Raw genomic sequence first — 23,910 nt, forward strand, 5'->3', positions numbered from 1 at the left:
GACATCCCTCATTTTTTTGCTTCCATAAAAAAAATGGATAAAAATTTCCTTACATTTATGCGACATTTCGTATTCTTTTCTCCGGCTTCAAGCTCCTTCATTCGTAATCTCACCTCTTTGAAATCAAATAAGCGAGGAGCAAAATGTTCAAAGGTAGGATTGGCATAGTCCGTTAATCCTAACGAGGATAGATGTGTAAAGGCCTGCAACACCATTCTGCGAATGCGTTGTTCCATAGCCCGTACTTCTTTTAAGAGTATCTGCTCATCTATCTTATCGGACATCCTCTGCAACACCTGTGTGTATAGCTCCTTTAGTTGCATGTCCCTCAATAAATGGCCCCCACGCTCTTCCGTAGCCAGCCATTGAATCATCGAGAAAAGATCACGTGCTCCTGCCTCACCCGCAATCCCTAGCTGTAGTAAGAGCTGGCGTACATTTTGTTCCAGATGGTTCTGTTCAAATGATCCAAGACGCATTGCATTTGTACCTTGGTTTCCATGATTTATATGATCCTTCCCCTTGATATCTAATATCTGGAGTGATTTACGAATGGATTGTAAAGATGCTTCCAACGAGAGATGGTCTGCTACCCGTTTTAATACAGAAAGTACTTCAAGTTTATTAATCGGCTTTTGAATGAAGGTATCTATTCCTTGTAAGTACGCTTCCCCGATCATTTCTTTGTTTTCTACCTGAGACACCATGATAAATCTCCCGTTGAAGCCTTCTCCCTGTAGTTTTTTAATCGTCTGTATTCCATCCATCCCTGGCATTAATAAGTCAACCAAAATGACATCTACACCATATAACTGATCAATAGAAACATGGATACCATCACTGGCTTGGCCAATGATTTCACCTAGCTTACTTTCATGAATGAGTCTCTCCAACATCCTACGTACAACAGCGTCATCTTCAATTAGGAAAAAACGAAGCACAAGCCCCCTCCTCTCTTAGCAATTGATCGGTTGGTATTCTCAATTCAAAATGCGTGATTGGCTCTGATTCATGTACGATCCTAAGCGTACCATCCAAGCTATGAATAATTCCTTTTGCATGCGTAAGTCCAATGCCTGTAGAAGGCTTACCTTCTCTGTCATACTTTGTGGTATAGCCTAGTTCAAACACCCATTCTCGGTCTTCATATAAAATACCTGACCCGTTATCCATGACGCGGAAAATAATCTCTCTCTCTTCCAAACCCACAGAAAGCTCAATGTTACCTTCATTAGGAATTGCCTCTACTGCATTTGCTACGAGATTATTTAACACAGAAAGTAATTCATAGATTTGACTAGTGGACAGATTGACATTGCACTTCTCGGTGAACTGTATCTGTTTTCCCATCATTTCTGCATACTTCTGATTTGCGCGTATAACTAGTCCACATAGTTCCGATATAGAAAGCTGAGTAGCTAATTCCTTTTGATTAATAATTTTTAACAACCCGGCCAACATGCGTTGGGAATCCTTTTTTACCTCATGCACATGCTCCGCTATGTGTAATGCTCTAGATGATTCAGTATTTTCTGACGATAAAAGCTGCCGATATAATTGATAGCTCTCTCTGGTGATCTCCTCTAGTTGTGTCATGGATTTACGTAGGTAAAAGGTTTCCTCATACAAGCCGGTGTTAATCATTCGCAACCGTTCTAGCTCCTGTTGTCTAACTTCTCCTATCGCTCGTACTTGTCGAATGGAAAAACTGTTATATAGACCCACCGCAAAAAAACTACGCAAGGCTCCAAAAAACAAAAGTAGCAAAATACTTTCCGCCGAAATAGCAGGGGCTACTCCACTTATCACGCGTACTAATAGCTCTACTAGATTCGAAGCACAGTCTACAGTAGCTCCTATCAATCCTAACAGCAAGGGAGATTCTACATAACGGCGTGCTCTCACTACTTGAAACAATAACGTGAAGCTACAATAATAAAAGGCGGAAGGTACATGAATGAACAAGCTTTCCTGCCAAACCGCCCCGTATGCCACAACGTCCAAACCCACCCGGAACCACATAGTAAAAGCACCAGTTAACAATCCTGTCAGCAATACCGGCACCGACTGGAACCACAATAAACCAAAGAAGAAGGCAGCAATCCCTAAAGAAAACCGAAATGGGCCTCCAAATGGATTCACCTTCATCTCACCAAAAAAGGCGGTCGCTAGCATAATAATCAGCAATAACAGAAGACGTTCGCGCATAAAACCTCCTTTTCTAAAAAAAAAGAAAAATCCCCTTCCCCTATTTTACTAGGAAAAAGAGATCAGCAAAACCATTTCCTTTATATATGTTTATTTTCTAGGCGTTTAGAGACACGTGACAAGCTATAATTCACTACAAAGTACATGACAGCCACCATCAAAAAGGTGGGTACCACATAGTTAACGTTTCTACCGTTAATAATTTGAGCATGATTCATTAATTCTGGTAGTGCAATAACAACTGCAAGCGACGTATCCTTAATTAATGAGATAAATTGACTAACAATAGGTGGAACCATTCGGCGTAAGGCTTGCGGAAGTACCACGTGCCAGAGTGTTTGACTATAAGTTATGCCTGATGAACGTGCTGCTTCTATCTGTCCCTTATCAACCGAATTCAAGCCACTACGAACAATTTCAGATAGCATGGCCGCCTCAAAAATCACCAGTGCTAAGATAGCTGCTGCTACTTTATCCAGCTTAATACCAACCTCTGGTAAGGCAAAATACGTGAAAAAAATGATTAACAGAAGCGGCAAATTACGAATAAGCTCAACCACCGTAGCAAGTGCCTGTGAAATAACAGGAATCCGAGAATATCGCAAAACTCCTATAATGATCGCAATAGCAAAGCTTAAAACAATAGAGATGAACGCTACTTTAAGCGTAATTCCAAATCCCTCTACTAAAAAGACAAGATACTGAGGAGAGTATGCCCCGATAAAATCCATATATGCCCTCCCCTTTATTTATGGCTCGCCAAGCGTCGCTCTAGATATCCTACGAGGAAGCTTAACGGCAGAGTTATCATGAGATAAAAAATAGCAACAAATATATAGACATCAAATGTAACAAAGGTTTCAGCAGATATCAGGTCACCAAAATACATTAAATCCAGACCAGCAATAACCCCAAGTATGGAGGAATTCTTCACCAGATTGATAAACTGATTTCCCATGGGTGGAATTACAACTTTAAAAGCCTGCGGCAGGATAATGTACCTCATTGTTTGTACATAAGTAAGGCCTGATGAACGTGCCGCCTCACTTTGCCCCTTGGGTATAGCCATGATCCCTGCGCGTATCGTTTCCGCAATGAACGCCGCAGTGTAGACTGTAAGCCCCAGAGTACCAGCAAGAAATGGTTTTAATACAATCCCCAATGCAGGTAGCCCCACAAAGAATAAAAACACAACCAGGAGGAGAGGAATATTTCGAATAAATTCTACATATGCTTCCCCTACCCAATTTAAGGGGCGTATCGGTGCGATACAAAATACTGCAATAAGTGTCCCTAATAGCAAGCTTCCTACTAATGCCAACAAACTCGCTTTAATTGTATTTCCAAAACCTTCTATAAACAGATCTGAGTGTTCTATAAGAATAGAAAAGTCGATCATCTCTGATGTAATCCCCCTTTATCTTCATGACATAAAGGAATGAGCGGTAGGGAGGACGCCCATTCCATTCAAGTCTTCAAGTCACACCGGTCTAATTTGTTGGCTTTTCACCAATCCATTTTTCATACAGCTTGTCATACTCACCATTTTGCTTCATTTCTTTTATGAGATCGTTGACCAATGCTACGAATTCAGTATCACCCTTTGGCAAAGCAATTCCATATGGCTCTTCTGTAAATGTTCCCTCTACGACGCGGAAATTTGGATCCTGTTTAGCCATCCCGTATAACAAAGCATTATCTGTAGTTAATGCATCACCTTGACCTGCTTTTAATGCAGTAAAGGCTTCTGCATAGTTTTCAAATTCAAGAACTTCTGCTTCTGGAGCATTTTCACGTATATTTTTAGCTGAAGTGGAGCCTTTTGCAGTAACTACTTTTTTACCCTTCGTAAAGTCCTCCAGACCTTTAATGGTGCTATCTTTCTTCACTAGGAAGGACTGACCAGCCATGAAATATACGTCAGAGAAATCGACTTCTTTCTTGCGTTCCTCCGTAATAGTCATCGTGGCAATAATGGAATCAATCTCTCCGTTTTTTAACATAGGAATACGAGTTTTGGAAGTTACTTCTTTCAACTCAATTTTATTTTCATCGCCAAGGATTTTTTTAGCGATTGCCTTCGCTATATCAATATCAAAGCCTTCGACATTTCCTGAGGCTGGATCTTTTAAACCAAATAAATTCAAATCATATTTAACCCCAACTACGTACTTACCTCGTTCTTTAATCTTAGCTACTGTACCAGTCGCTGCGGTCTTTCCTGATGAACCAGTTCCATCTTGTGGTTTACTAGACCCACATGCTGTTAATGCCGTTGCACTCAACATCACTACCAATCCTACACCCAATACTCTTTTCCATACTTTATTTGCTTTCATTTGCTTACCCCTTTTCCCTTTTATATATCGAAAAGATTAGTGATTTAATATCCGGCTTAAAAACAACTGGGCCCGCTCTTCACGCGGATTAGCAAAGAACTGGTCAGGATGTGCTTCCTCCAATATCTGACCTTGATCCATAAAGACAATTCGGTCAGCCACTTCACGCGCAAAGCCCATTTCATGTGTGACCACGACCATCGTCATTCCTTCTTTAGCTAGCTTCTTCATAACATCAAGAACCTCTCCGATTGTCTCCGGGTCAAGTGCAGATGTCGGCTCATCGAACAGCATAATTTTGGGTTTCATGGCTAAACCACGAGCAATGGCTACACGTTGTTGCTGACCTCCAGATAGTTGGGATGGTAGCTTATCCGCTTTATCAGGTATTCCGACTTTCTCTAAATAGGACATCGCTGTCTCTTTTGCTTCTTTTTCAGAAATACCTAACACCTTAATGGGAGCTAATGTGATGTTTTGCAACACAGTCTTGTGCGGATACAAGTTAAAATGCTGAAACACCATACCGATATCTCGACGGAGCCGATTAATGTCGGTACTTTTGTCATTTACCTTTATGTTGTCGACAATCAGTTCTCCATTTGAAATCGTTTCTAAGCGATTCATACAACGAACTAATGTACTTTTACCGGACCCAGAAGGCCCGATTACCACGACAACCTCTCCCTGGTTGATGTGCAGGTTAATATTTTTAAGCACGTGGAAATTTCCATAATGTTTGTTCACTTGATGAAAGCTAATCAACCAGAATCCCCCTTATATATGTTTTTATATTTCGTATCGTAAAGAGAACCTACCCGATTCTACAGGAAAATACAAAGAATTTTCTTTTTGTTTGAATTTTTAAATAAAATGAAAGCTAACTGCCATATTGATCCATGTAGAACAGTAATCACTTTCTTTTCTGTATTTCATGTTCTATATAATATTTTTCATCCTGTTTTGGTAATTGAACGTAACAAAGTTTCCTACTAGAACGTCTAAAGCTAATAGAGCATTTTTTATAAAAAATCTATTGATTCGGGAGGATTGTAAGAATGAAGCTTCGCCAGTTATTCGCCCTGCTTCTTTTGTTCACACTATGCGTCCCCATGACGGGCCAGTCGGTGCAAGCTCAGGCTTCCCAGGGGATCAGTATCTACCTGGATGGACAAAGAATAAATAGTGATGTCCCACCGTACATCATTCCAAAAGTAAATGTCACCATGGTTCCACTTCGTGTTATCAGCGAAGGCCTAGGTGCCCAAGCAGATTGGGATCAGTCTAAGCAAACGGTGACAATTCATAAACCAGAAACCAACATAAGCATGACTGTAAAACAAAATTATGCAACGGTAAACGGAGCCAGAGTTCACTTAGATTCTTCAGTGGTAAACAAGGAAGGTCGCGTTATCGTTCCTCTACGTTTTGTAAGTCAGGAGCTGGGTCTCCAAGTAGCATGGGATCAACCTACACAAACTATTACGCTACAATCAGGTAATCAAGCTACTTCTAATCAGGGACCGCCACCAGATATTGTAGGTCCGGGAAACGGATTATACCCTGCGTATCCAGGCAATGACATCAGTCCTGAAAATACAAACCCTGGTTCCACACCTATTCCAGGATCGCCTAATGCCACCGATCGTTCTCTGCGAGGTGTCTGGGTATCTACTGTTTATAATTTGGATTGGCCGTCTACCGCCTCCTATAGCAATATGGCGAAACAACAACAGGAATACATACAATTGCTAGATTCTATGCAAGGAATGGGATTAAATGCTGTATTTGTACAGGTTCGTCCTGCTGCAGATGCCCTTTATCCATCAGCATTAGTCCCATGGTCTAAATACCTGACAGGAAAACAGGGAAAAGACCCAGGCTATGATCCTCTGGCCTTCATGATTGAAGAGACACACAAACGCGGTATGGAATTTCATGCTTGGTTTAATCCATTTAGAGCTAACACTGATGCAAAAACCGATCAGTTAGCCGCTAACCATGTAGCGAAGGTCCATCCAGAGTGGACAATTAATGCGAATAACAAGCTATACATTAACCCAGGAATACCTGAAGCACGTCAACAAATCATCACGGAGATTATGGAAGTAGTAAATCGATACCAAATCGATGGTGTTCATTTGGACGATTACTTCTATCCATCTGACGGGGTATTCCCTGATGACGCTACCTTCAAAGCTTATAACTACAACTCATTTGCTACAAAAGCAGAGTGGCGTCGCGATAATATCAATCAATTTGTTCGTCAATTAGGTGAATCTATCCATAGCTCTAAACCACAAGTACAGTATGGGATAAGTCCATTTGGTGTATGGCGCAATAAATCGATGGATAGTACCGGATCTGATACAAAAGCTGGCGTAACTGCTTATGACAACATGCATGCAGACGTTCGTACATGGATTAAACAAGGATGGATTGATTATGTCATGCCACAGATCTACTGGAGCTTATCCTTCTCTGTTGCCCAGTACGACAAGCTAGTTACTTGGTGGGCTAATGAAGTGAATGGAACCAATGTGAAACTATATGTAGGGCATTCCCCTTATAAGCTGGGAACAAAGGAGGCTGGCTGGCAATCAGCTCAGGAGATTATCAATCAGTTACAGTTCAATACTCAGTTCCCTCAGGTAAAAGGTGACGTATTCTTTAGCGCCAAAGACCTTCGTAAGAACCCGCTTGGAATCGCCGATCTGCTGAGAAGTTATTATGGTAAATAGAAAAGAAAAATAGAAAAACACCAAAAACCCTCCTTGTCCACATAAAAGGGCGCAAGGAGGGTTTTGGTGTATTTGGGGCTACAGCATATCAATTATTTTGTTAGCTTCTCGACAATAAAATCAAGCTGTCCTTCTAGTGAAATTGGGTCATTAAATACAGAAGAGTTTTTATCCATAGTAAATACTCGATTGTTTTTCACAGCAGGTAGTGCTTTCCAAATACTGCTGTTATAGACAACCTCAGGATTAGTATCATCTCCTGACCATGCGCTTGTAAAGATATAATCGCCTGCATAGGTAGGTAGCGTTTCAAGAGATAAGCTTCCCAGGCCTTGTCCACTATCAATTACTTCCTTCTGAATAATAGCTGGCGCTTTTAGCTTCAATTCATTGTAGAGTATCTCGCCGCCTCTCGAAAAATTATGACCGAATACATAGATACCCTTGGAGTAGGGATTTAGAATGGATACCGTTTTATCCCCTACAGCTGCCTTCACCTTTGGCTTTGCTTCTGCCACCTTTTTATCCCAATTGGCAATCCACTCGTTGGCTTTATCCTCTCTATTTGTCATCTTACCGAATTCTCTTACCTGCTCTCTTACTTCTTTCTTACCGTACTCAATTGCTACCGTAGGAGCAATCTTTTGTAATTGATCAATGTTCTCTGCCCCACTGAATGTAATGATAAGGTCGGGCTTTAGCTCCATAATCTTTTCAGTTGATTTACCATCGCCGATGCTTTGAATCCCATCTAGTCTTTCTTTAAGATAAATGTTATCTAAAGCCTTTTGTGGGACTCCTACTGGTTTGATGCCAAGGGCCAAAAAATCACCTACGTAGATTTCTTCAGCAACCACCACGCGCTTGGGGTCTTTGGGAATTTGAATTTCCCCATTTATCGCTGTGTAGGACATGGTTTGACTTTCTGTTTTGACACCATTTTCACCTGTTGTCTCAGAGACATTGTTATTGGTAGTGCCAGTATTAGAATTTCCACAAGCAGTCAGGACTCCTGTTAGGAAAAATGTAAACATAACCCTACGAGCTATTTTGAACCCTCCGAATCTCATAAAAGCCTCCTAGATTAAAATTTATTAATAATAATGATAATCAATATCACAATTCAAATCATACCTGATTCTATAAAGTGGTGCAAGACTGGCAATTTAAGCTTACAAAATAAAAACTATCAGGAAAAGTGATGGACAAAAAATATAAAAAAACTGCTCCTCTTCAAGAGAGAAGCAGTCATGTGCGCAGTAATCATTCATTAAAGTGGCTAGAAAAAGTCTATTTCTAGCTAGCACGATTTGATCCTTACACTTTAAAACGCTCTAATTCCTCCTGCATTTGCTTTGTCATGCCAGCAAGTGAGCTTGCTGTTGCATGGACCTCCTGAGCTGCTGCAGAGGCTTGTTCAGAAGTCGCAGCGATTTCTTCAGAGGAAGCAGCTACTTCTTCTGAAATGCTAGAGCTTGTTTCTACTTTTTCTAAAATATCTTCTTTTTGTTTTTGCATTTGTTGTGCAGAGTAACTAATTTGCTCCAGCTTCGGATTGATGTTCTCTATTTCACGAATAATTTCACGGAAGGAGCTCATCGCTAAATCCATTTCGTCTTTTTGACCAGACATAGCCTGACTCATCGATCTAGCATTTTCTAGCATCTGATCGGAATCAGAGGAGACAGAGGTAATCATATCTGCAATCATTTGGGCTGACTGACGAGATTGTTCTGCTAATTTGCGTACCTCATCGGCCACCACAGCGAAACCTCTTCCCGACTCACCTGCACGTGCAGCTTCTATGGCAGCATTTAAAGCCAGTAAATTTGTTTGTTCCGCAATCTCATTTATAGCAGTCGTAATATGATGAACGCCGTTTAAATTCTCATTTGCTGCGACGATTCTATCAATAAATTCTTTGAAAATTTGATTCACCTGATCTACCGATACAATCAATTTGTCCATGTTTTCGTTACTTTCACTTGCTCTTGCATGAATGTTTTTCCCGTTGTGATCCACATCCTCGATGGATACTACCATGTCATCTAAGCCTTTACCATACGAAGTCAGAACTTCACTAATTTCGACGAGTTCTTCTGTTTGAGAGGAAACTCCAGTGGCTACCTCTTGAATCGAAGTGGAAACAGTTTCAGTAGCTGTACTCATCTCTTGAGAAATATTACTTAAACTATGGGAAGAACGGTCAATTTCAGTGGATTGCTTTTGAATCACACCAATTAGGCTACTAAAGGATTGTTTCATATCTTCCAACATGTGTGACATATCACCGATTTCATCACGACGGTTTAGTAGCTTCTGATCAATAGCCGTACATAGCTCTCCTTTAGCCATGAAGGAGAAGATATGTTTGAAGCCTTGAATCGAACGTGATAAAGAGTAAGAGTAGTAATAAACAGCAATACCTCCAAGAAGCAAGAAGACGGAAGAGATAGCCAATAAATAGTTACGCATGATAACAGTTCCATTTAACAAATCACTCTGCTCGATATAGATAGCAAGTCCGCCACCAGTAAGTGGAATGGGGGCAAAGCCTACATATTTATTTACACCTTTATATTCGTAAGACCCTGTACCATTGACCCCACTGATCATTTTTTCTTCTAGTTCAGCTAATTCTCGTAAAGCTGGATCAGTTTCAGCTGCTTTTATTACATTCTCTTGAGCAAAGACTAAGTCCATATTTTCATGGGCTACTACTGTTCCTTGTTTATTAAGCACATAAGCTCGACCTGTTTGGCTAAACGTAAGGTCTGAGATCATTTCCAATAATTTATCAACTTTGTACTCCATGTACAACACGCTATTTACTTTTTCTCCTAAGTAAATAGGGGTTGCGAAAATGATGATTAATGAATTATCTTCTATGGAAACAATCACATCTGATGTATTGGAATGACCAACAAGTGCCTTCTTAAAATATTCTCGCTGTGCAATACTAGAATTAGATTGAGGGCCCAAGACAACGTTTCCTGAGAGATCAGCAATTCCCCATTTACTTGCTCCACGTTTTTTTATAAGCTTGTTAACGCTAGCTTGAGCATCTCCTGGGTTTGCTTGATAATTTTCAATCTCTTTGCGGGAAGCCACTCCCTCGATGAACGTTACTTCATTTTTTAGCTTATCCTCATAGTAATTGGCTGTTTGTTGAGCGAGAGGAGTAAGCATCATTTCAGCTGTATATTCAATTTGTTTTTGAGCAGTAAAATAAGCCAGCAATGTAAGACCAACACAGGTGGTAATGAGCAGCCCTCCAATAATGAAAAGCAGTTGCGCTTTAATCGTTTTAAACTGAAGCCTAAAAGTCAAAATAATCCCTCCACTTTCTCTGATATCCGTATATCGAAATTTTCTTGTACACTACTTTAATCGTACAAAATAGTAACAAAATCCATAGATAAACTGTTACAGTTTTAAATTTAAATTTTATAAATATTTTTAAAAAAATAAAAAGATTATTCAAGAAAGCAAAATAAACCTCTATTCATAGGGAAGAAACCTACAAGATTAGAGGATACGTAGACGATCTATCATCGAAAGTGCGGAGCTATTACCATCTTATCCTGTCTTAGAAGTACCTTCACGGGCTTTCATACTTTATACTTTCCCCTTACGTTACTGTTTTGATAATCTTGGGTAGGTGACGCAGATGCAAATCAAGGAGATATCCGAAAAACTTACTATTTCTCCAAGAGCAATTCGCTTTTATGAAGAAAAAGGGTTACTAACACCAGCTAAAAATCAAGAAAACAACTATCGCGATTTTACAGAAAAAGACGCCTGGCGTCTACAAACCATTATTGCCTTACGAGAAGTGGGTATGTCGATCCCAGATATAAAAGCAGCCTTGAAGCAAATTGATGAGGGCAATCATGATGAACTTCAATATTACTTAGAGCTACAGCGTTATGTCATGTTTGCACAATGGCTGGAATTGAAAGAAAACATTCGTACAACCGATCAAATGATAGAGCGTTTGGTACAAAACAAGGAACTTTCGTTGGAGCAGATTTTTACTCTGGCAGAGGGCTCTAAGCGTCTAAGAGATTTACGTAAAAACTGGCATGATAAGTGGAATTTTGACCATCAAGCTAGAACCCATGATGTGCACGTCTTACGTAACGAACAGACATTTCATGTCTATCAAAATTATGAGGAAGCGCTTGAGATGACGCTTACATGGGTTGATCCTATTCCCAATGAAAAAGGATTGGATCTGGGCACAGGTACGGGGAATCTAGCTGCACGCTTTATTGATAAAGGTATCCAAATGGCAGGTGTAGATCAATCAAAGGAAATGCTGAAGCAATGCAAAAGAAAGCATCCACAGATGGAAACGAAACTGGGTAATTTCTTAGCCATTCCATACCTAGATGGTCAATTTGATTTTATTGTGACCAGCTTTGCATTCCACCACATAACAGATGCTCAAAAGATGATGGCATTAGATGAAATGCGTCGAGTCTTACAGCCACGTGGTCGAATCTGTATTACCGATTTGATGTTTGAAAATGAAATCCACAAAGAACAGTACCTAGATGCTTTACTCAAACAGGGAAAGATGGAAACCTATACAGCTATTCAAGATAAATATTACGCAAATAGTGCACAGCTTCTCGCTTGGTTTACTACCAATGGGTATATTGTTAAGCATCAGAAATTACATGAGCTACTCTATGTCATGTATGCGGTCCCTATCAGATAACAGATATCTGCTTGAAGATGCGTTTTGTATTGACCTTCTCGTTACGTTAAGCCTTATGCTAAAGCCCTACAACATATTAGGAGGGCTGTGCATGTTACAACCAAATCATCCCGATATCTATAAGAATAAAGCTGAGAAATACGAACGACTAATTTCAAAGCAACCCAGTCTCTATGATGTAATCAACAAAATAAAACCGATTGAAAATACAAACATTATTGATCTGGGAGCAGGTACAGGTAGACTTACCACAGTGCTGGCTAGCCAAGCTAAGTCGATCCTTGCTCTCGATGAATCCGAGTCCATGCTGCGAGTAACGGCACATAAATTAAAACAAGCCGGTCTTCATAATTGGAGAACACAAGTAGCTGATCATCGTGCTCTTCCAGTAGACAATGACTCCGCTGATCTACTAGTATCGGGTTGGAGCATTGGCTATCTAGCAAATTCTACCGACTCTGCTTGGAAAAATAATATCAAGCATGTAATGGAAGAAATGAAGCGAGTCCTTCGTCCTGGTGGTACAGCCATTATTTTTGAAACGATGGGGACCGGATATGAAACTCCTCATCCGCCCGTATTTTTACAGGATTATTACAGATTACTTGAACAAGATTATGGCTTTTCGTTTTCGTGGATCAGATTGGATTATCATTTTGAGAGTGTAGACGAAGCTAAAGACTTGACGGAATTTTTCTTCGGAGAGGAAGTAGCAGACAAAGTGATGAGCCAATCGCTTCTTCAAGTACCAGAGTGTGCGGGTGTATGGACCTTACAGGTTTAAAAAGAACAACAGACCATTCTTCGTCATCAGTCGAGGAATGGTTTTTCTATGTGTTATACTACATATTATTAACAATCAGTATATAAAAGGGAAGTGGTTATTTTGGATATCGGAAGAAACTCACTCTGTCCATGTGGGAGTGGTAAAAAATATAAAAAATGTTGTTTACATAAAGATGAGCAACGCAATTACCTCCATTCATCGTCAACAGAAACCAATCAATTGTTGCATAAATATATTGACCTAGAATTAACATGGGATAACGAAGATTATATAACCACAGCCCATAATATCGTGAAGAGTATGCAAGCAGATTACGGGGCTGACGTTGTTGCCGCAGCCGTCAACCTATGGCATAAATATTCTCATGCTACCCAACCAGTACTCCGAAAAGCTGGAATCATAGAAGCGTCAATTGAATATTCGATTGCGACGATTACGGATATTCCTATCACACAGGCCGCATTAGCAAGCAAGTATAATGTCTCTGCTGGAACGATCTCCAAGCGCGTACAGGACATACTTGATAACGATTGGTTCGTAGATCAGACACATCCCTAACTATAATAAAACCTAGCACATAAACCAGGTACTTATCCCGTACCTATTGATCTGTGCTAGGCTTTTTATTTCATGATTTTAATTGATACTCTTACGGACTAACTGGTTTTCTCCAGATTATTTTTCATGATCCTGTGATGTATATCTTTGAATCCCACAAATTTCTTGCTTTCCTCACTCCAAAGACGAAAGCGGAGTGATCGCAGACTTGATAGCAATGTAATGCTTCTCACGTCCTGTAAGAAGGCATTATGCTGATAAGCTGAAGCCAAGTAATAGTTCGGCACACGTGGACTCAAATGGTGAATATGGTGAAAGCCAATATTACCTGTAATCCAATGCAGAACTTTTGGCAATTTGTAAAAGGAACTTCCCTGTAAGGCCGCTTTTACATAATCCCAATTCTCTTCTTGTTCAAAATACGTATCCTCAAACTGATGCTGTACATAAAACAACCAAATACCAGCTGCACCTGAAATAAGAAAGATTGGTCCCTGAATGAGTAAAAACGCTTGCCAACCAAGAGTCCAGCAAAGCACACCTGATAAAGCAATGATGCCTAGATTGGTCATATACGTATTGAAACGTTCCTTCTGCCCTACACCTTTACGGTTAAATCGGTAATCAATCAAAAATACATAGATAGGGCCTAGACCAAACATGATGAATGGATTTCGATACAACCGATAGAACAATCGCTTACTAGGTGACAATGCTACGTACTCATCTACCGTGAGTGTCCATACATCTCCCGTGCCTCGTTTATTTAAATTACTACTTGTTGCGTGATGAATAGAGTGAGATCTCTTCCACTGCTCATAGGGGCAACACGTTAAAATACCCGTGATCAAACCAACAATCTCATTTGCTTTCCGATTTTTAAAGAAAGAGTAGTGGCAACAATCATGAAAAATAATAAAGATTCGAATGAGAAAGCCTCCGGCAGGGACAATCAATACTAGGCTCAACCAGTAGGATACCGATAAACATAGATAAGCACCATACCAAAGCAGGCAAAATGGAATCAATGTATTGATTAACTGTCGTACGCTATACTTGATATGGGATTTTTCATAGGGGGCAATTTGCTTTCTCCAGTTAACTTGTTCTTTCAGATTTACGCTAATAGTAATCTTCCTCTCTTTGAATCTATACTTTTACAGTAACGCATGGATTCCGAATCAAAGGGAGAAGATGATTCATGCCCATCTATAGTTCACTATAACACTGGAAAGGGTTCGATTAGTTTTAACCCTCTCTTTATTAGCGACATATAACGTTACGTCCAACTCGTAACAAATCGTACTTTTTACTTCCTAACTGCCTTTCCTCATTATATTCGAAAACCGTTCTCAATTGTCTTATAATTTTTTGCCGAAATCCACCACTTGTCAGAAAATTTTTTGTTCATGGTTCTCATCTCATTCATTATCATGTAAGTAAAATACGCCCTTTAAAGTAGACTTCGCCCCCCATGGCTTGTCGATATACTTTATTGGGTGTATTTTTTTCTACTATGTAAACAGCCATTTCATCGCCTGTGGGAAGTGCTTAATAAAGAAAAGCCCGTCGTGGGTCCCACCTTCTTCTACCACGAACTTCAGTTGCTCCTTGGGAAATCCATTTCCGATCAGAAACTCATAAGCCTTATACGTATACGGAACCATATTAGCCTGGATATTTTTTTTATAAATGCCTTCAAGACTTCCCACATACATGTACATTCGTTGCTTACTAGAAGCGATCTGATTGTCACCGATAAATTCTAATAGGCCTTCAAACCACAAGGAGGCAGATAACAACCCTATACGTCCAAATACCTCTGGATACAAGTAAGCGGCATATAATGAAATCATTCCGCCAAAAGAACCGCCAATTATCCCGGTATATTCCGCTTCCGCTTTTGTTCGGTAGATTGAATCTACATGGGGCTTTAAGGTATGAACAACGTAAGAAAGATATTCTGCACCGTTACCACCAAAATCAGGGTAGCTACTAAGCAATGCTTTAGCAGGCCATGGCGTGTATTCATCATTACGATTATGTGGTGTAATACACACAAAGATTAATTCTGGTAGCTCCTTGGTAATGAACAGATGCTCTAGTAGATTCATACATTTATGGACTAAATAGCTGCCATCCTGTACGTACACCACAGGAAAGTGCCCTCCATTTTTATAAGTAGGAGGCAAATAAATCATAATCTGTCTATCGCCCACGATCTCTGTAATGAATGTCTCTCTCATCTACTCATCATCCTCTCTAGCACGTATCCATGTCATTTCATTCATTATAAATAGTAGTTGAAATAGGGGTAAGACAACCATGGATTAAATCCCGAATCATAATGGAGGATTGGAGCTTTCAATTAAAAAAAGGGACCAGTCGAAAATGACTAGTCCCCTTTGTAACACGTAGGGTTCTGGAGCTTAATCTTATCCTACGGCTTCTTTCCTGTATGCTAGCTCTATTCAGTTGGAACAGACGACGCTATAACCGGCTTAACATTTGGCTGCAAAAGCATATAAATTGGTGTATTTTCTATGGAATCAGCTTGTCCCTTCTCCACAAATATCGGAGTGACATCCTCCACTGCACCAGTAACAGGCGTCGTTTCTGTAGCAGGAAGCGTCGCTGGAATAGGAGCCTGACTTTTGGAATAAAGCATTACACCTCCGACTGTACCAACCGTAAGCATCACTAGCAAACCAATCACAGCCATGCCTTTGTTCTGGCGAAAGAATCTCGCCACAGCATTTGACGACTCCTTCTCTGCCTCATGTAGCATTTCTCTAAACTCCGGGTTACGAATGGCATACCAACGTTTTCGCCACTCTTTATCCCGTAGCCTTTTAGCATGATCATGCAAAAGATACTGTTTCAATACGAGACGATAAGAAGGGACAAGCTTTCTGTCTACCAAAAACATCCTTTGTTTCAATAACCACTGAATAAACAGATAGGTAGTCTCGTCTCCACCATGTTGCTCAACAAAAGTAAGCATACCATCAAAATCAAACACCGCATGTGAATTCTGGGAATCACCACGATAAAAAACAAGCGCTACCTTTGGAAAGCTACCTTCGTCTAATGGACTGCCCAACATCTTTCGAATCAGCTTCTGCTGTATTTGGATGTCATCCTTGTCCCAATTCCGATAAAACTCTTCGGGCATAGGAGTACCTGGCTCTTTCTCCAGGGAAAAGACGTTCATTAGTAGCTCAAGCTTATATTCGCTCTGTGAATCTAGCGCTTTGAAAAAGCTTTGCGGTTTATGTTCAAACAAAGAGACGACCTTCCTAACATCCTCCTTGGATAACGCCTCCAAAGAAAGATGCTTTAGTAAACATTTGTCTATCTCTTCTAAAATCCTGTTCGTATAGCTGTGACCTACTCGCCACTTACCCAACATTTGATGAATCGATAGTGTCGCTTCTACCTTTTGTTTTTCTTCTTTCAATAAGCTCAGCAGTTTTTGCTCCGTACTGTTCATGAAAAAATGATTTTGAAATGCTTGGGAAGCATGATTTACCCAAAAATTCATTTCCTTGACTACATCGTCTAGTTTGTAGCAGCCTACTAAGCGCTGAGCCACATATTCCTCAAATAAAGGCTTCACGACCTTTTCATAGCTCAAAATGGTACTCATCATAAATGTAAACAATTCATGATTACCTGAGAGTTGCTTGTATATCTGAGTAACGTACTCTGTTTGTTGAGAGCTTTTCCCCTTGAGAAGAATATCCATCAGATACATAATGATCTCTTTACGGGAATCTTGATTCTCTACAACATTATACGCTTCGCTGATCAATGTAATCAGCTCGACGGAAGGGAGACTCTTGGATGCAACAGCCATTTTTTCCGCCTCAAATAAAAGCCCAAACAACGCAAATAATCTCTTTTTGTTCATCAAGCGTTCATTACGAATATACTGTAGAAGTACTTGCCATACCGCCGTTTTATTACGCTCATAGACACTCAGCTTACCTGTTTCTATCAAAAACAGCGTACACAATTCATAATAGGTGGTAATGCTCAAGCTCTTAGCAAGATCCTCTCCTGCAAGAATTTCGTCAGCAAATTCGTAAAACGACTTGAGCACAACAGCCTCATTCAAATTATTCCACGCAAAGGTAAGATACTCGTGCTCACCTTGAATATCAGCATGGAGTATTGATTTGTTTGCGAAATCAAACAGAAAATCTTTATTCATATGTCCGTTACCAGACCTTATGCTACCCTTTTCAACAAAAATAACATGAAGATACTTTTTACTCTCTGGTTCATTTGTATAGGTAAGGAACCCCAATTGTCTACGCATCTCATAAGGTAAGCACCCATACAGAATCTCTACTAATTGAGTAGCAGCTTCAGAGGCCTCACTGATATCAACATCTAAGCTAATAAATACCTTTTTCTTTGTTGATAGAGAGCTCATGGTAGCGAATAGCAGTTGTTTAAATGCTTGTTCATCAATCCCTAACCGAGCTAAAATCTGCTTTTTATCACCAGTGCTACGATTGTGATATGGCAAATCCTCTAATTCAGGCAGCTCTTTCCCATTGGTTTCTTCATGATGATTTGTAAAGGAACTAATACCAAAAATCTTTGCTGGCGTTTTGCAAAATTCATCCCGTTGTACACTCGGAATCACATAATTATGCGTAAAGAATGTATTCCGTTGTCCTGTAAAGTCTGCTCCTACATAAACGCTTTTCCCGATTACCATTTCGCCTGATTCAGCGCGAAAACAGAAAAGTGCCTCTGGATACTTATCTACCTGTGTTTCTCCCTTTTCCTGTAGCTCTTTAGGAGCATTGTAGACACAAAACGGATGAAGCGTCTTTTTGATAAATGAATTGTCCAGAGAAGCAGATTTAGAGACGGTGTCGTATCCTTCGTTTGAGCGGAAAATCCCTTGCCGCCCTCGCGTATAGTACTGCTGTTGAATATGCTGCCGTCCCACTATTGCTCCCTCCCATCAATATAATCCAATTGATGTAACAGCCAAATAAATGGTTCATCTACACGAACAGGCGTCACTACGCCAGTCACCTTTTGGTTAACCGGGTTACTTCCCAGTGCAGATACAGCAAAATAAGCCGTATTTGTGAAATAAACCTCCAGTGCATCCTTAAAGGGTCGATCTACTTTTTCAATGAAGCGACGTATCTCTCCATTGATGTTTTCAAATTCACTCGTGTTAAGGTACTCTTCATGAATGAAATTTCGAAAGACATTACTGTTTGATTTAATGTACTCACTGTCGTCTTCCTTCAGCATGTGTAGCATGTCGCTTTTGGTCAGAACAACAGCTGTCGGTATATTGGTTTTGCTGTGCTCCTCATAGCCGATAAAGTTTTCAAATAGAGTGATGAGAACTTCACGTGGCTCATCATATCTCGCTGTAAACTCCCCTGGCTCATCGCCTACATTAAACATGATCTTGTCGCGTATCGTTCTAATTTGCAGAGGATCAACAAGGAATAGAATACCTGAGGAATTCTTCACATGGGAGGCATATAGCTCTAAATATTCACGATCTACCATTCCCTCACCCGCAACGTCAAAAAACACCAGAATGAGCGGGGCTTGTTCACTATCTTTAAAAATAAATTGAAAAATAAATGGCTCCTGCCGCTTTTCCTTTTGAGTAGAATCAAGCAGTTGGCCTCTCTCAAATAAGGGCGCCTCGTAATTTTCCCGGAATTTGCGACTAATCTGTGCGTTTAATGGCATGCAGGCAGCGTTGAAATGATTTGCAGTTGTATTTTGTAGCGTGTGAATCAGTGAAGTCATATAGACAGACTTACCCACTTGAGAAGCACCAACGATCGAAATTATATTACTTGGTGCCTTCCCCGCTGTAATAGGGAGTTCGTTATGACATTTCGGGCAAAGTCTGCGTTTGGTAACCATACCGTATCGATCAGTCAGCCCTACCAAAACCTGATCAACATAAAGCTGATTCTCATGCGGTATCGTAGCCGGGTCAATTACCGCCTCCAGCTCCTCAATCGAATCAAGTCCAAATTTATCTCTATACTGATTTAGAATTTCATCTTCCTGCAACGCGTAATTTTCGTCATCATCACGATGATGTGTGGCTCTAAATACTACCTGATCAGGGGAATACTTCGCAAAACAATAGGGACAAACAATATCATAAAAAGGAAGCCGTTCCTTGATTGGCTGTTTTTTATCAAACATACTCTTCAAAAATGTAAACACGTGGTTCCCTCCTATTCAGGAATCAGTTCATAGCTTTGCCCATATTTTTTTCCGTCTGTAAAAAAGAGGCGAATGTAATCTTTTTTCTTGATCTCGATTTCAGGCATAACGTTCTCTCCCGGCTCAAGATCACGGATAAAGGCATACTGAGTACCATCATCCTTATTCGCTGGAGGAGAGCCTTCTTTTTTCACATAACATAAAGCTTCCTTTGGAATGAGAATCTCCGAAAAAATGCGAATCTGTAAAGTTTGATACTGGCTAAACCATTTTTTCCCTTTTTTAAAGGAATAGTAGATTTTAGCCTTACCTGAACTAACATGGATGATATGATCCTCACCATCTGGGATTAGCATAACCGGTTTGCCATTCTGTAGCTGACACGGAAAAATTCGATACGTATATCTTCCATATCCATCGATATATTCACGGTATCCCCTATGCACCTTGTACTCTTCACGTGTATATAGCTTCATATCCTTCTCATTGATTTGGTCGGGATCAAACGGCGTGTCAAATCGAGATTTGTACACGTAGACGCAGGGAACGGATTCTGCCCAGTGCCAATTTAAAACGCATTCGTTACCCTGCATGTGGGAGGTGACATCCTTAATAAGCGCATTGGATAGTTCTTCCGTTCTACTCATTACACATCATGCTCCTACTCTACCTATCAAACTTATTATTGCTTATCTGTCTAGCATCCTTGTTCTTTGCTGGTAAATATCTACCACCGGTAAAGCGACTTTTCTCATGGGATAGACCTTGGTTTGGCATAGGAATAAAAATCGTAAACAAAGGCATGACAGCAGCTAACAGCAAGTCAGCTACAAGCCGAACACCCATAGCTGGATACATACCAGATGCCAATCCCTTCTCAAGTATCAATCCAGCGAGAAGACCTGACACTATTCCCCCTAATGTGAAGCCCTTGGCTATATATTTGTTATCAAAGAATAGCCCTACTGCCAAACCTAATAATGCTCCAATCACAAGTAAGCTCACAATACGCAGTATTGCGTAGAAAAGGCTATTTTCGGTTGTGCCTGTTCTTTCCTTTACAAGCTCACGATCTTGACGACTCATATCATAAATTTTACCGAACACACCCGTGATTTGATCTGTATGTTCAATATCGTAGTAATTACCACTGGTTTCTTCTGCAATGCGCTTCAATAGCTGGGTTCCGTCTGCGCTAACCGTACTCATCCCCACTGTATGAACAATGATTTGAGATTGTTTGAATGGCTGGAGAGACTTATCTAAATCCACATCACTATAACCATCTGACATGAGGATAACCGTGTTATTTCCCGAATTATTTGTCTCACTGTTGATATGATTTAACGCGGTTTGCAATGCCTCTTCTATATCAGTACCACCAGAAGGGCCTTTATGACTATTTAGTTTTTGAATAACATCATCTCTTACCTTTTGATTGTTCAATCGCACCAAGGGCTGTAGAATGCTTGCTTGTTGATTAAAGGTGATCACTGCTACACTTGTATCGTTATCCATTCTGCGGACCACATCGGCTGCCGATTTAAAAAGCTGACCGTCCTTATCAGAATCCTGCATACTAGAGGAAATATCTAGTAGCATAACAATATTGTTCGAACCGGACGTCCTTTGGAAACTAGTTCCATAGAAAAATTGTAAAAGCATCGCGACTACACCTAGCATGATGAATGTACTTGGTACAAGCATCTTCCATGAAAATCCGACGTAGCGTTGTCTCCAGCCTTGCCCGTTTAATTTTGGTGAAATTAATTCAGCTATTAAACACATAAGTCCAACAAATAAAGCATACTGTCCAAAATAAAGTCCCATAACCACCCACTGTGGTAGTTCATTAGACAAAAGGTTTAAAATCATCTCGCCTACTACAAAGCCAATTATTCCACCAATCAAGCTACAGAAAACCATGAGCAGACTTATTTTTTTTTGACTCATGACAATTGCCCCCCTCCTTGTCGGCGAAATAAAAAGCCATTTTTCCTATAGGATTCATAATATTTCCTATTATTGCGGTAATACATGAGGTCTTCAATACCGAAACCACCCATGAGCTTGATTTTCTCAATTCCACTTTTATTTGCTTCATGAACACAGCCTTGCTTATAAGTCCGTATTCCCTGCTCTGTACGAAATACATATTGAACAAAATCATTCGTATAATCAGCAAAAAAGTATTTTTCCTCATATCTATACTTTTGCATAAATTGAAAGACTTCTATATGGACAGATGATCCACTTTCCAATTCTAAAGCCAAATCTCTATATAACTGCTCTCTGGTTAAAACAGTCTTGTTGTCGTAAGCAGCCGTCACATTCGCTCTGGCTAGGAGTTCATCCTCAAAGGAAAGAGAGAACGTCTCACTGGTCATAATCTCCTTACGGCACATGTCACATAGCCGCTGGATCATTTCAGTAACTCCTTTATCTAATAGTAGAGAGATGCTCCCCATGTATCTATCCTCAAAGTAAAAGCCTGCACCACGTTTGGCTTCTACTATTTTAATCGATTCCTGTACCACAGCTCCGTAGTATTCTTCTATGTTTTTATCTAGATAGTCTACCGCCTCACGGATGCTTTGTCGCGACATTTCATTGACTTGTACCTTGAGTTCTTCTAGCTGCATGACCTGTTGTTTTAGTTTCTGATGCATGTCTTCCAATTGTTTTTCATAATCTGTAAGAAGCTCTACTTCCATTTCCAAACCCAAAATCTCATACTTCTTTCCATAAATCATCGGGAAAAAATGGCGTATAAAATTCCGTACACGCTCTTTATCTCGGGTGAAAAGGCCACCCGTTTTGATCTCTTGTCGGTCAACCCTCTGACGATAAATATCCTCTAGCTGATCCTTGCTATACTCTAGCTGTCGAATTGTTTCTTTGATTCTGGAACGCAACACACCAGCAAGGCTCTTCTCTGCGTCATGTCCCGAGGTTAATTGATAGGCAGCATATAATCCGTATTTTGGATTTTCAAGAATCCTCTCTTTAATAAGCTGAGTGAGCTTATTGTTGTCTTGAAGCGAATCTCGTTTAGACCGAGCATCGAGCAGAAAATTCGTTGCAAAAAAGGTCTGACTACTATCTTCGAACAGTGCTACCTCTGCCTCTTTAAGAGTCATGCTTGTAAGTTCTTTGTAGCTAACGCCCGAAGTCATCAAACCTGTCATTTCTTCCAGCTTGCTTTCATCTGGTAAAATCGACTTTACTTTTCGTAGAATGTGGGAATCTGTGATCTCTAGTCTCTCTAGTACTTCTGAGATATCATACGTCCAATTTCGCTTTAATCGTTCTAGAAAGTGATCATACACTTTTGCAAGTACAGTATGTGCAATAGCGCGAGTAGGTCGCTTCACTTTAGAGAGTCCAGCCGAAGCAAATGTAGGTCGTCCAGTAACTCCAGTAATATTGTGTATAAATTGGGTGCGATTATAGCTTTCACTGCCTTCATGTACTTCCGATTCAACTCGTTTGTTGTTTAGCAGCACGATATCGCTAATCAACTCATAATTATCTTCCTTACCGTTATCTATAAACATTCCCTGCTCATTTTTATCACTTAGGATATACACAAGCGAATAGAGCGGAGAACGAATGTGCTCCACAGCTAGTTTCACTCGATCCTCAGTCATCTGAAGATCGGCACAGAATTGGTAATCACTCTGTTGGTATTCATTTAATTCGTCTAGGAAGCTAACACCTATCGACGTAGAAAATCCAAATTCCTGACCATTGTTCTTTTCCTGTATCAAAACATACAAATCCAATGAGACATTTTTAAACAATTCATTAAGATAACTTTTAACAAGCAACGTAAATTCCGGTAATAGTACATTGGCAATATCATCTGCTCTTGTGACTACTGCGATATTAATTTGTTGATGATAAGTGAATAGCTTACCCATTTCGGCTACACGAACACTTATCATCTTCATCATTTTATTTAATTCGATTAGCAATGATTCATCCTGATAAAACATTTCATGCAGAGAAGCCCGCATTGTTTTTTTATTAGTAGAAGGCTGTGGTAATCGGCAACTATACACATTCGAAAGATGTAGAGTTTCTTCCGAATAGGCGTGAACATAGAGCACTCCTTCGCTATTTTGCCACTTCTGTTCATTGGTAGCATAAATCGCCTGGAGTGCCTCTAAGCTCTTATCCCCTAGAAAGAGAAAAAGCACAGGGTTCTGAATGCTACGCTGTCCGTTCTCACTATCCAGTTGTTTTTCTAAATCCGAAACATAGTGAGTTGCGAACTGTTCAATCAAATCCCTCATGCTTTTCTCCCCTAATTAA

Annotated in this window: 19 protein-coding genes; 4 read left to right on the plus strand and 15 right to left on the minus strand. The window is 40.1% G+C overall.

What is annotated here, in order from left to right; genetic code table 11:
* Window positions 1-8 precede the first annotated feature (8 nt).
* From BrL25_RS09660 to BrL25_RS09685, 6 genes are all read right to left on the minus strand, one after another.
* Window positions 9-941 carry a response regulator gene (locus tag BrL25_RS09660; protein WP_018671140.1) on the minus strand — a complete coding sequence of 311 codons (933 nt, stop codon included), beginning with the start codon at window positions 939-941 and terminating at the stop codon, window positions 9-11.
* Window positions 919-2,208, minus strand: coding sequence for a sensor histidine kinase (locus BrL25_RS09665; protein ID WP_018671141.1), 1,290 nt, complete (start codon window positions 2,206-2,208; stop codon window positions 919-921). Before BrL25_RS09665 ends, BrL25_RS09660 begins: the two co-directional genes overlap by 23 nt.
* A gap of 80 nt (window positions 2,209-2,288) precedes the next feature.
* A complete protein-coding gene (locus BrL25_RS09670; RefSeq protein WP_018671142.1) occupies window positions 2,289-2,939 on the minus strand; it encodes an amino acid ABC transporter permease in 651 nt (216 codons plus the stop codon).
* A gap of 14 nt (window positions 2,940-2,953) precedes the next feature.
* Window positions 2,954-3,607, minus strand: a complete 654-nt coding sequence (locus BrL25_RS09675; protein WP_018671143.1) for an amino acid ABC transporter permease — start codon at window positions 3,605-3,607, stop codon at window positions 2,954-2,956.
* Between the two features lie 91 nt (window positions 3,608-3,698).
* Window positions 3,699-4,547: a glutamate ABC transporter substrate-binding protein gene (locus BrL25_RS09680; protein ID WP_018671144.1), complete on the minus strand. Its 849-nt coding sequence runs from the start codon at window positions 4,545-4,547 to the stop codon at window positions 3,699-3,701.
* A 36-nt stretch (window positions 4,548-4,583) separates the two neighbouring features.
* Complete coding sequence (locus BrL25_RS09685) at window positions 4,584-5,312, minus strand: amino acid ABC transporter ATP-binding protein (RefSeq protein WP_018671145.1); 729 nt, start codon at window positions 5,310-5,312, stop codon at window positions 4,584-4,586.
* A 293-nt stretch (window positions 5,313-5,605) separates the two neighbouring features.
* Between BrL25_RS09685 and BrL25_RS09690 the strand changes: the two genes are divergently transcribed.
* Window positions 5,606-7,288 (plus strand): family 10 glycosylhydrolase, encoded by a 1,683-nt coding sequence (locus BrL25_RS09690; protein ID WP_018671146.1) that lies wholly within the window; start codon window positions 5,606-5,608, stop codon window positions 7,286-7,288.
* 92 nt (window positions 7,289-7,380) lie between these two features.
* Here BrL25_RS09690 and BrL25_RS09695 read toward each other — a convergent pair whose 3' ends face one another.
* Window positions 7,381-8,358: an iron-hydroxamate ABC transporter substrate-binding protein gene (locus tag BrL25_RS09695; protein WP_018671147.1), complete on the minus strand. Its 978-nt coding sequence runs from the start codon at window positions 8,356-8,358 to the stop codon at window positions 7,381-7,383.
* Between the two features lie 247 nt (window positions 8,359-8,605).
* Window positions 8,606-10,618: a methyl-accepting chemotaxis protein gene (locus BrL25_RS09700; RefSeq protein ID WP_018671148.1), complete on the minus strand. Its 2,013-nt coding sequence runs from the start codon at window positions 10,616-10,618 to the stop codon at window positions 8,606-8,608.
* Window positions 10,619-10,958: 340 nt separating this feature from the next.
* Here BrL25_RS09700 and BrL25_RS09705 point away from each other — a divergent pair, with 340 nt between their 5' ends.
* The 3 genes from BrL25_RS09705 to BrL25_RS09715 all read left to right on the plus strand — a co-directional run bounded on the left by BrL25_RS09705 (window position 10,959) and on the right by BrL25_RS09715 (window position 13,359).
* On the plus strand, window positions 10,959-12,014 hold the full coding sequence (locus BrL25_RS09705) for a methyltransferase domain-containing protein (protein ID WP_018671149.1): 1,056 nt from the start codon (window positions 10,959-10,961) through the stop codon (window positions 12,012-12,014).
* Between the two features lie 91 nt (window positions 12,015-12,105).
* Window positions 12,106-12,798, plus strand: coding sequence for a class I SAM-dependent methyltransferase (locus BrL25_RS09710; RefSeq protein WP_018671150.1), 693 nt, complete (start codon window positions 12,106-12,108; stop codon window positions 12,796-12,798).
* A gap of 93 nt (window positions 12,799-12,891) precedes the next feature.
* The gene (locus tag BrL25_RS09715) at window positions 12,892-13,359 is read left to right on the plus strand and encodes a YecA family protein (RefSeq protein WP_236847646.1); all 468 of its coding nucleotides are present in this window, start codon (window positions 12,892-12,894) and stop codon (window positions 13,357-13,359) included.
* A gap of 98 nt (window positions 13,360-13,457) precedes the next feature.
* Here BrL25_RS09715 and desA read toward each other — a convergent pair whose 3' ends face one another.
* The 7 genes from desA to BrL25_RS09750 all read right to left on the minus strand — a co-directional run bounded on the left by desA (window position 13,458) and on the right by BrL25_RS09750 (window position 23,891).
* On the minus strand, window positions 13,458-14,486 hold the full coding sequence (desA, locus tag BrL25_RS09720) for a Delta(5) desaturase DesA (protein WP_026315117.1): 1,029 nt from the start codon (window positions 14,484-14,486) through the stop codon (window positions 13,458-13,460).
* A 387-nt stretch (window positions 14,487-14,873) separates the two neighbouring features.
* Window positions 14,874-15,605, minus strand: coding sequence for an alpha/beta hydrolase (locus tag BrL25_RS09725; RefSeq protein ID WP_018671153.1), 732 nt, complete (start codon window positions 15,603-15,605; stop codon window positions 14,874-14,876).
* A gap of 221 nt (window positions 15,606-15,826) precedes the next feature.
* Window positions 15,827-18,328, minus strand: coding sequence for a GAP1-N2 domain-containing protein (locus BrL25_RS09730; protein ID WP_018671154.1), 2,502 nt, complete (start codon window positions 18,326-18,328; stop codon window positions 15,827-15,829).
* Window positions 18,328-19,593: a TRAFAC clade GTPase domain-containing protein gene (locus tag BrL25_RS09735; RefSeq protein WP_018671155.1), complete on the minus strand. Its 1,266-nt coding sequence runs from the start codon at window positions 19,591-19,593 to the stop codon at window positions 18,328-18,330. Before BrL25_RS09735 ends, BrL25_RS09730 begins: the two co-directional genes overlap by 1 nt.
* A gap of 11 nt (window positions 19,594-19,604) precedes the next feature.
* Entirely contained in the window at window positions 19,605-20,240 is a 636-nt protein-coding gene (locus BrL25_RS09740; RefSeq protein WP_018671156.1) for a hypothetical protein, read from the minus strand.
* Window positions 20,241-20,259: 19 nt separating this feature from the next.
* Window positions 20,260-21,546 (minus strand): vWA domain-containing protein, encoded by a 1,287-nt coding sequence (locus tag BrL25_RS09745; RefSeq protein ID WP_018671157.1) that lies wholly within the window; start codon window positions 21,544-21,546, stop codon window positions 20,260-20,262.
* Window positions 21,543-23,891, minus strand: a complete 2,349-nt coding sequence (locus tag BrL25_RS09750) for a hypothetical protein (RefSeq protein ID WP_018671158.1) — start codon at window positions 23,889-23,891, stop codon at window positions 21,543-21,545. The genes BrL25_RS09745 and BrL25_RS09750 overlap by 4 nt, the downstream gene beginning before the upstream one ends.
* Window positions 23,892-23,910: the final 19 nt, after the last annotated feature.

Origin of the sequence: Brevibacillus laterosporus DSM 25, assembly GCF_002706795.1 — a bacterium.
In the GTDB taxonomy this organism is placed as follows: domain Bacteria; phylum Bacillota; class Bacilli; order Brevibacillales; family Brevibacillaceae; genus Brevibacillus_B; species Brevibacillus_B laterosporus.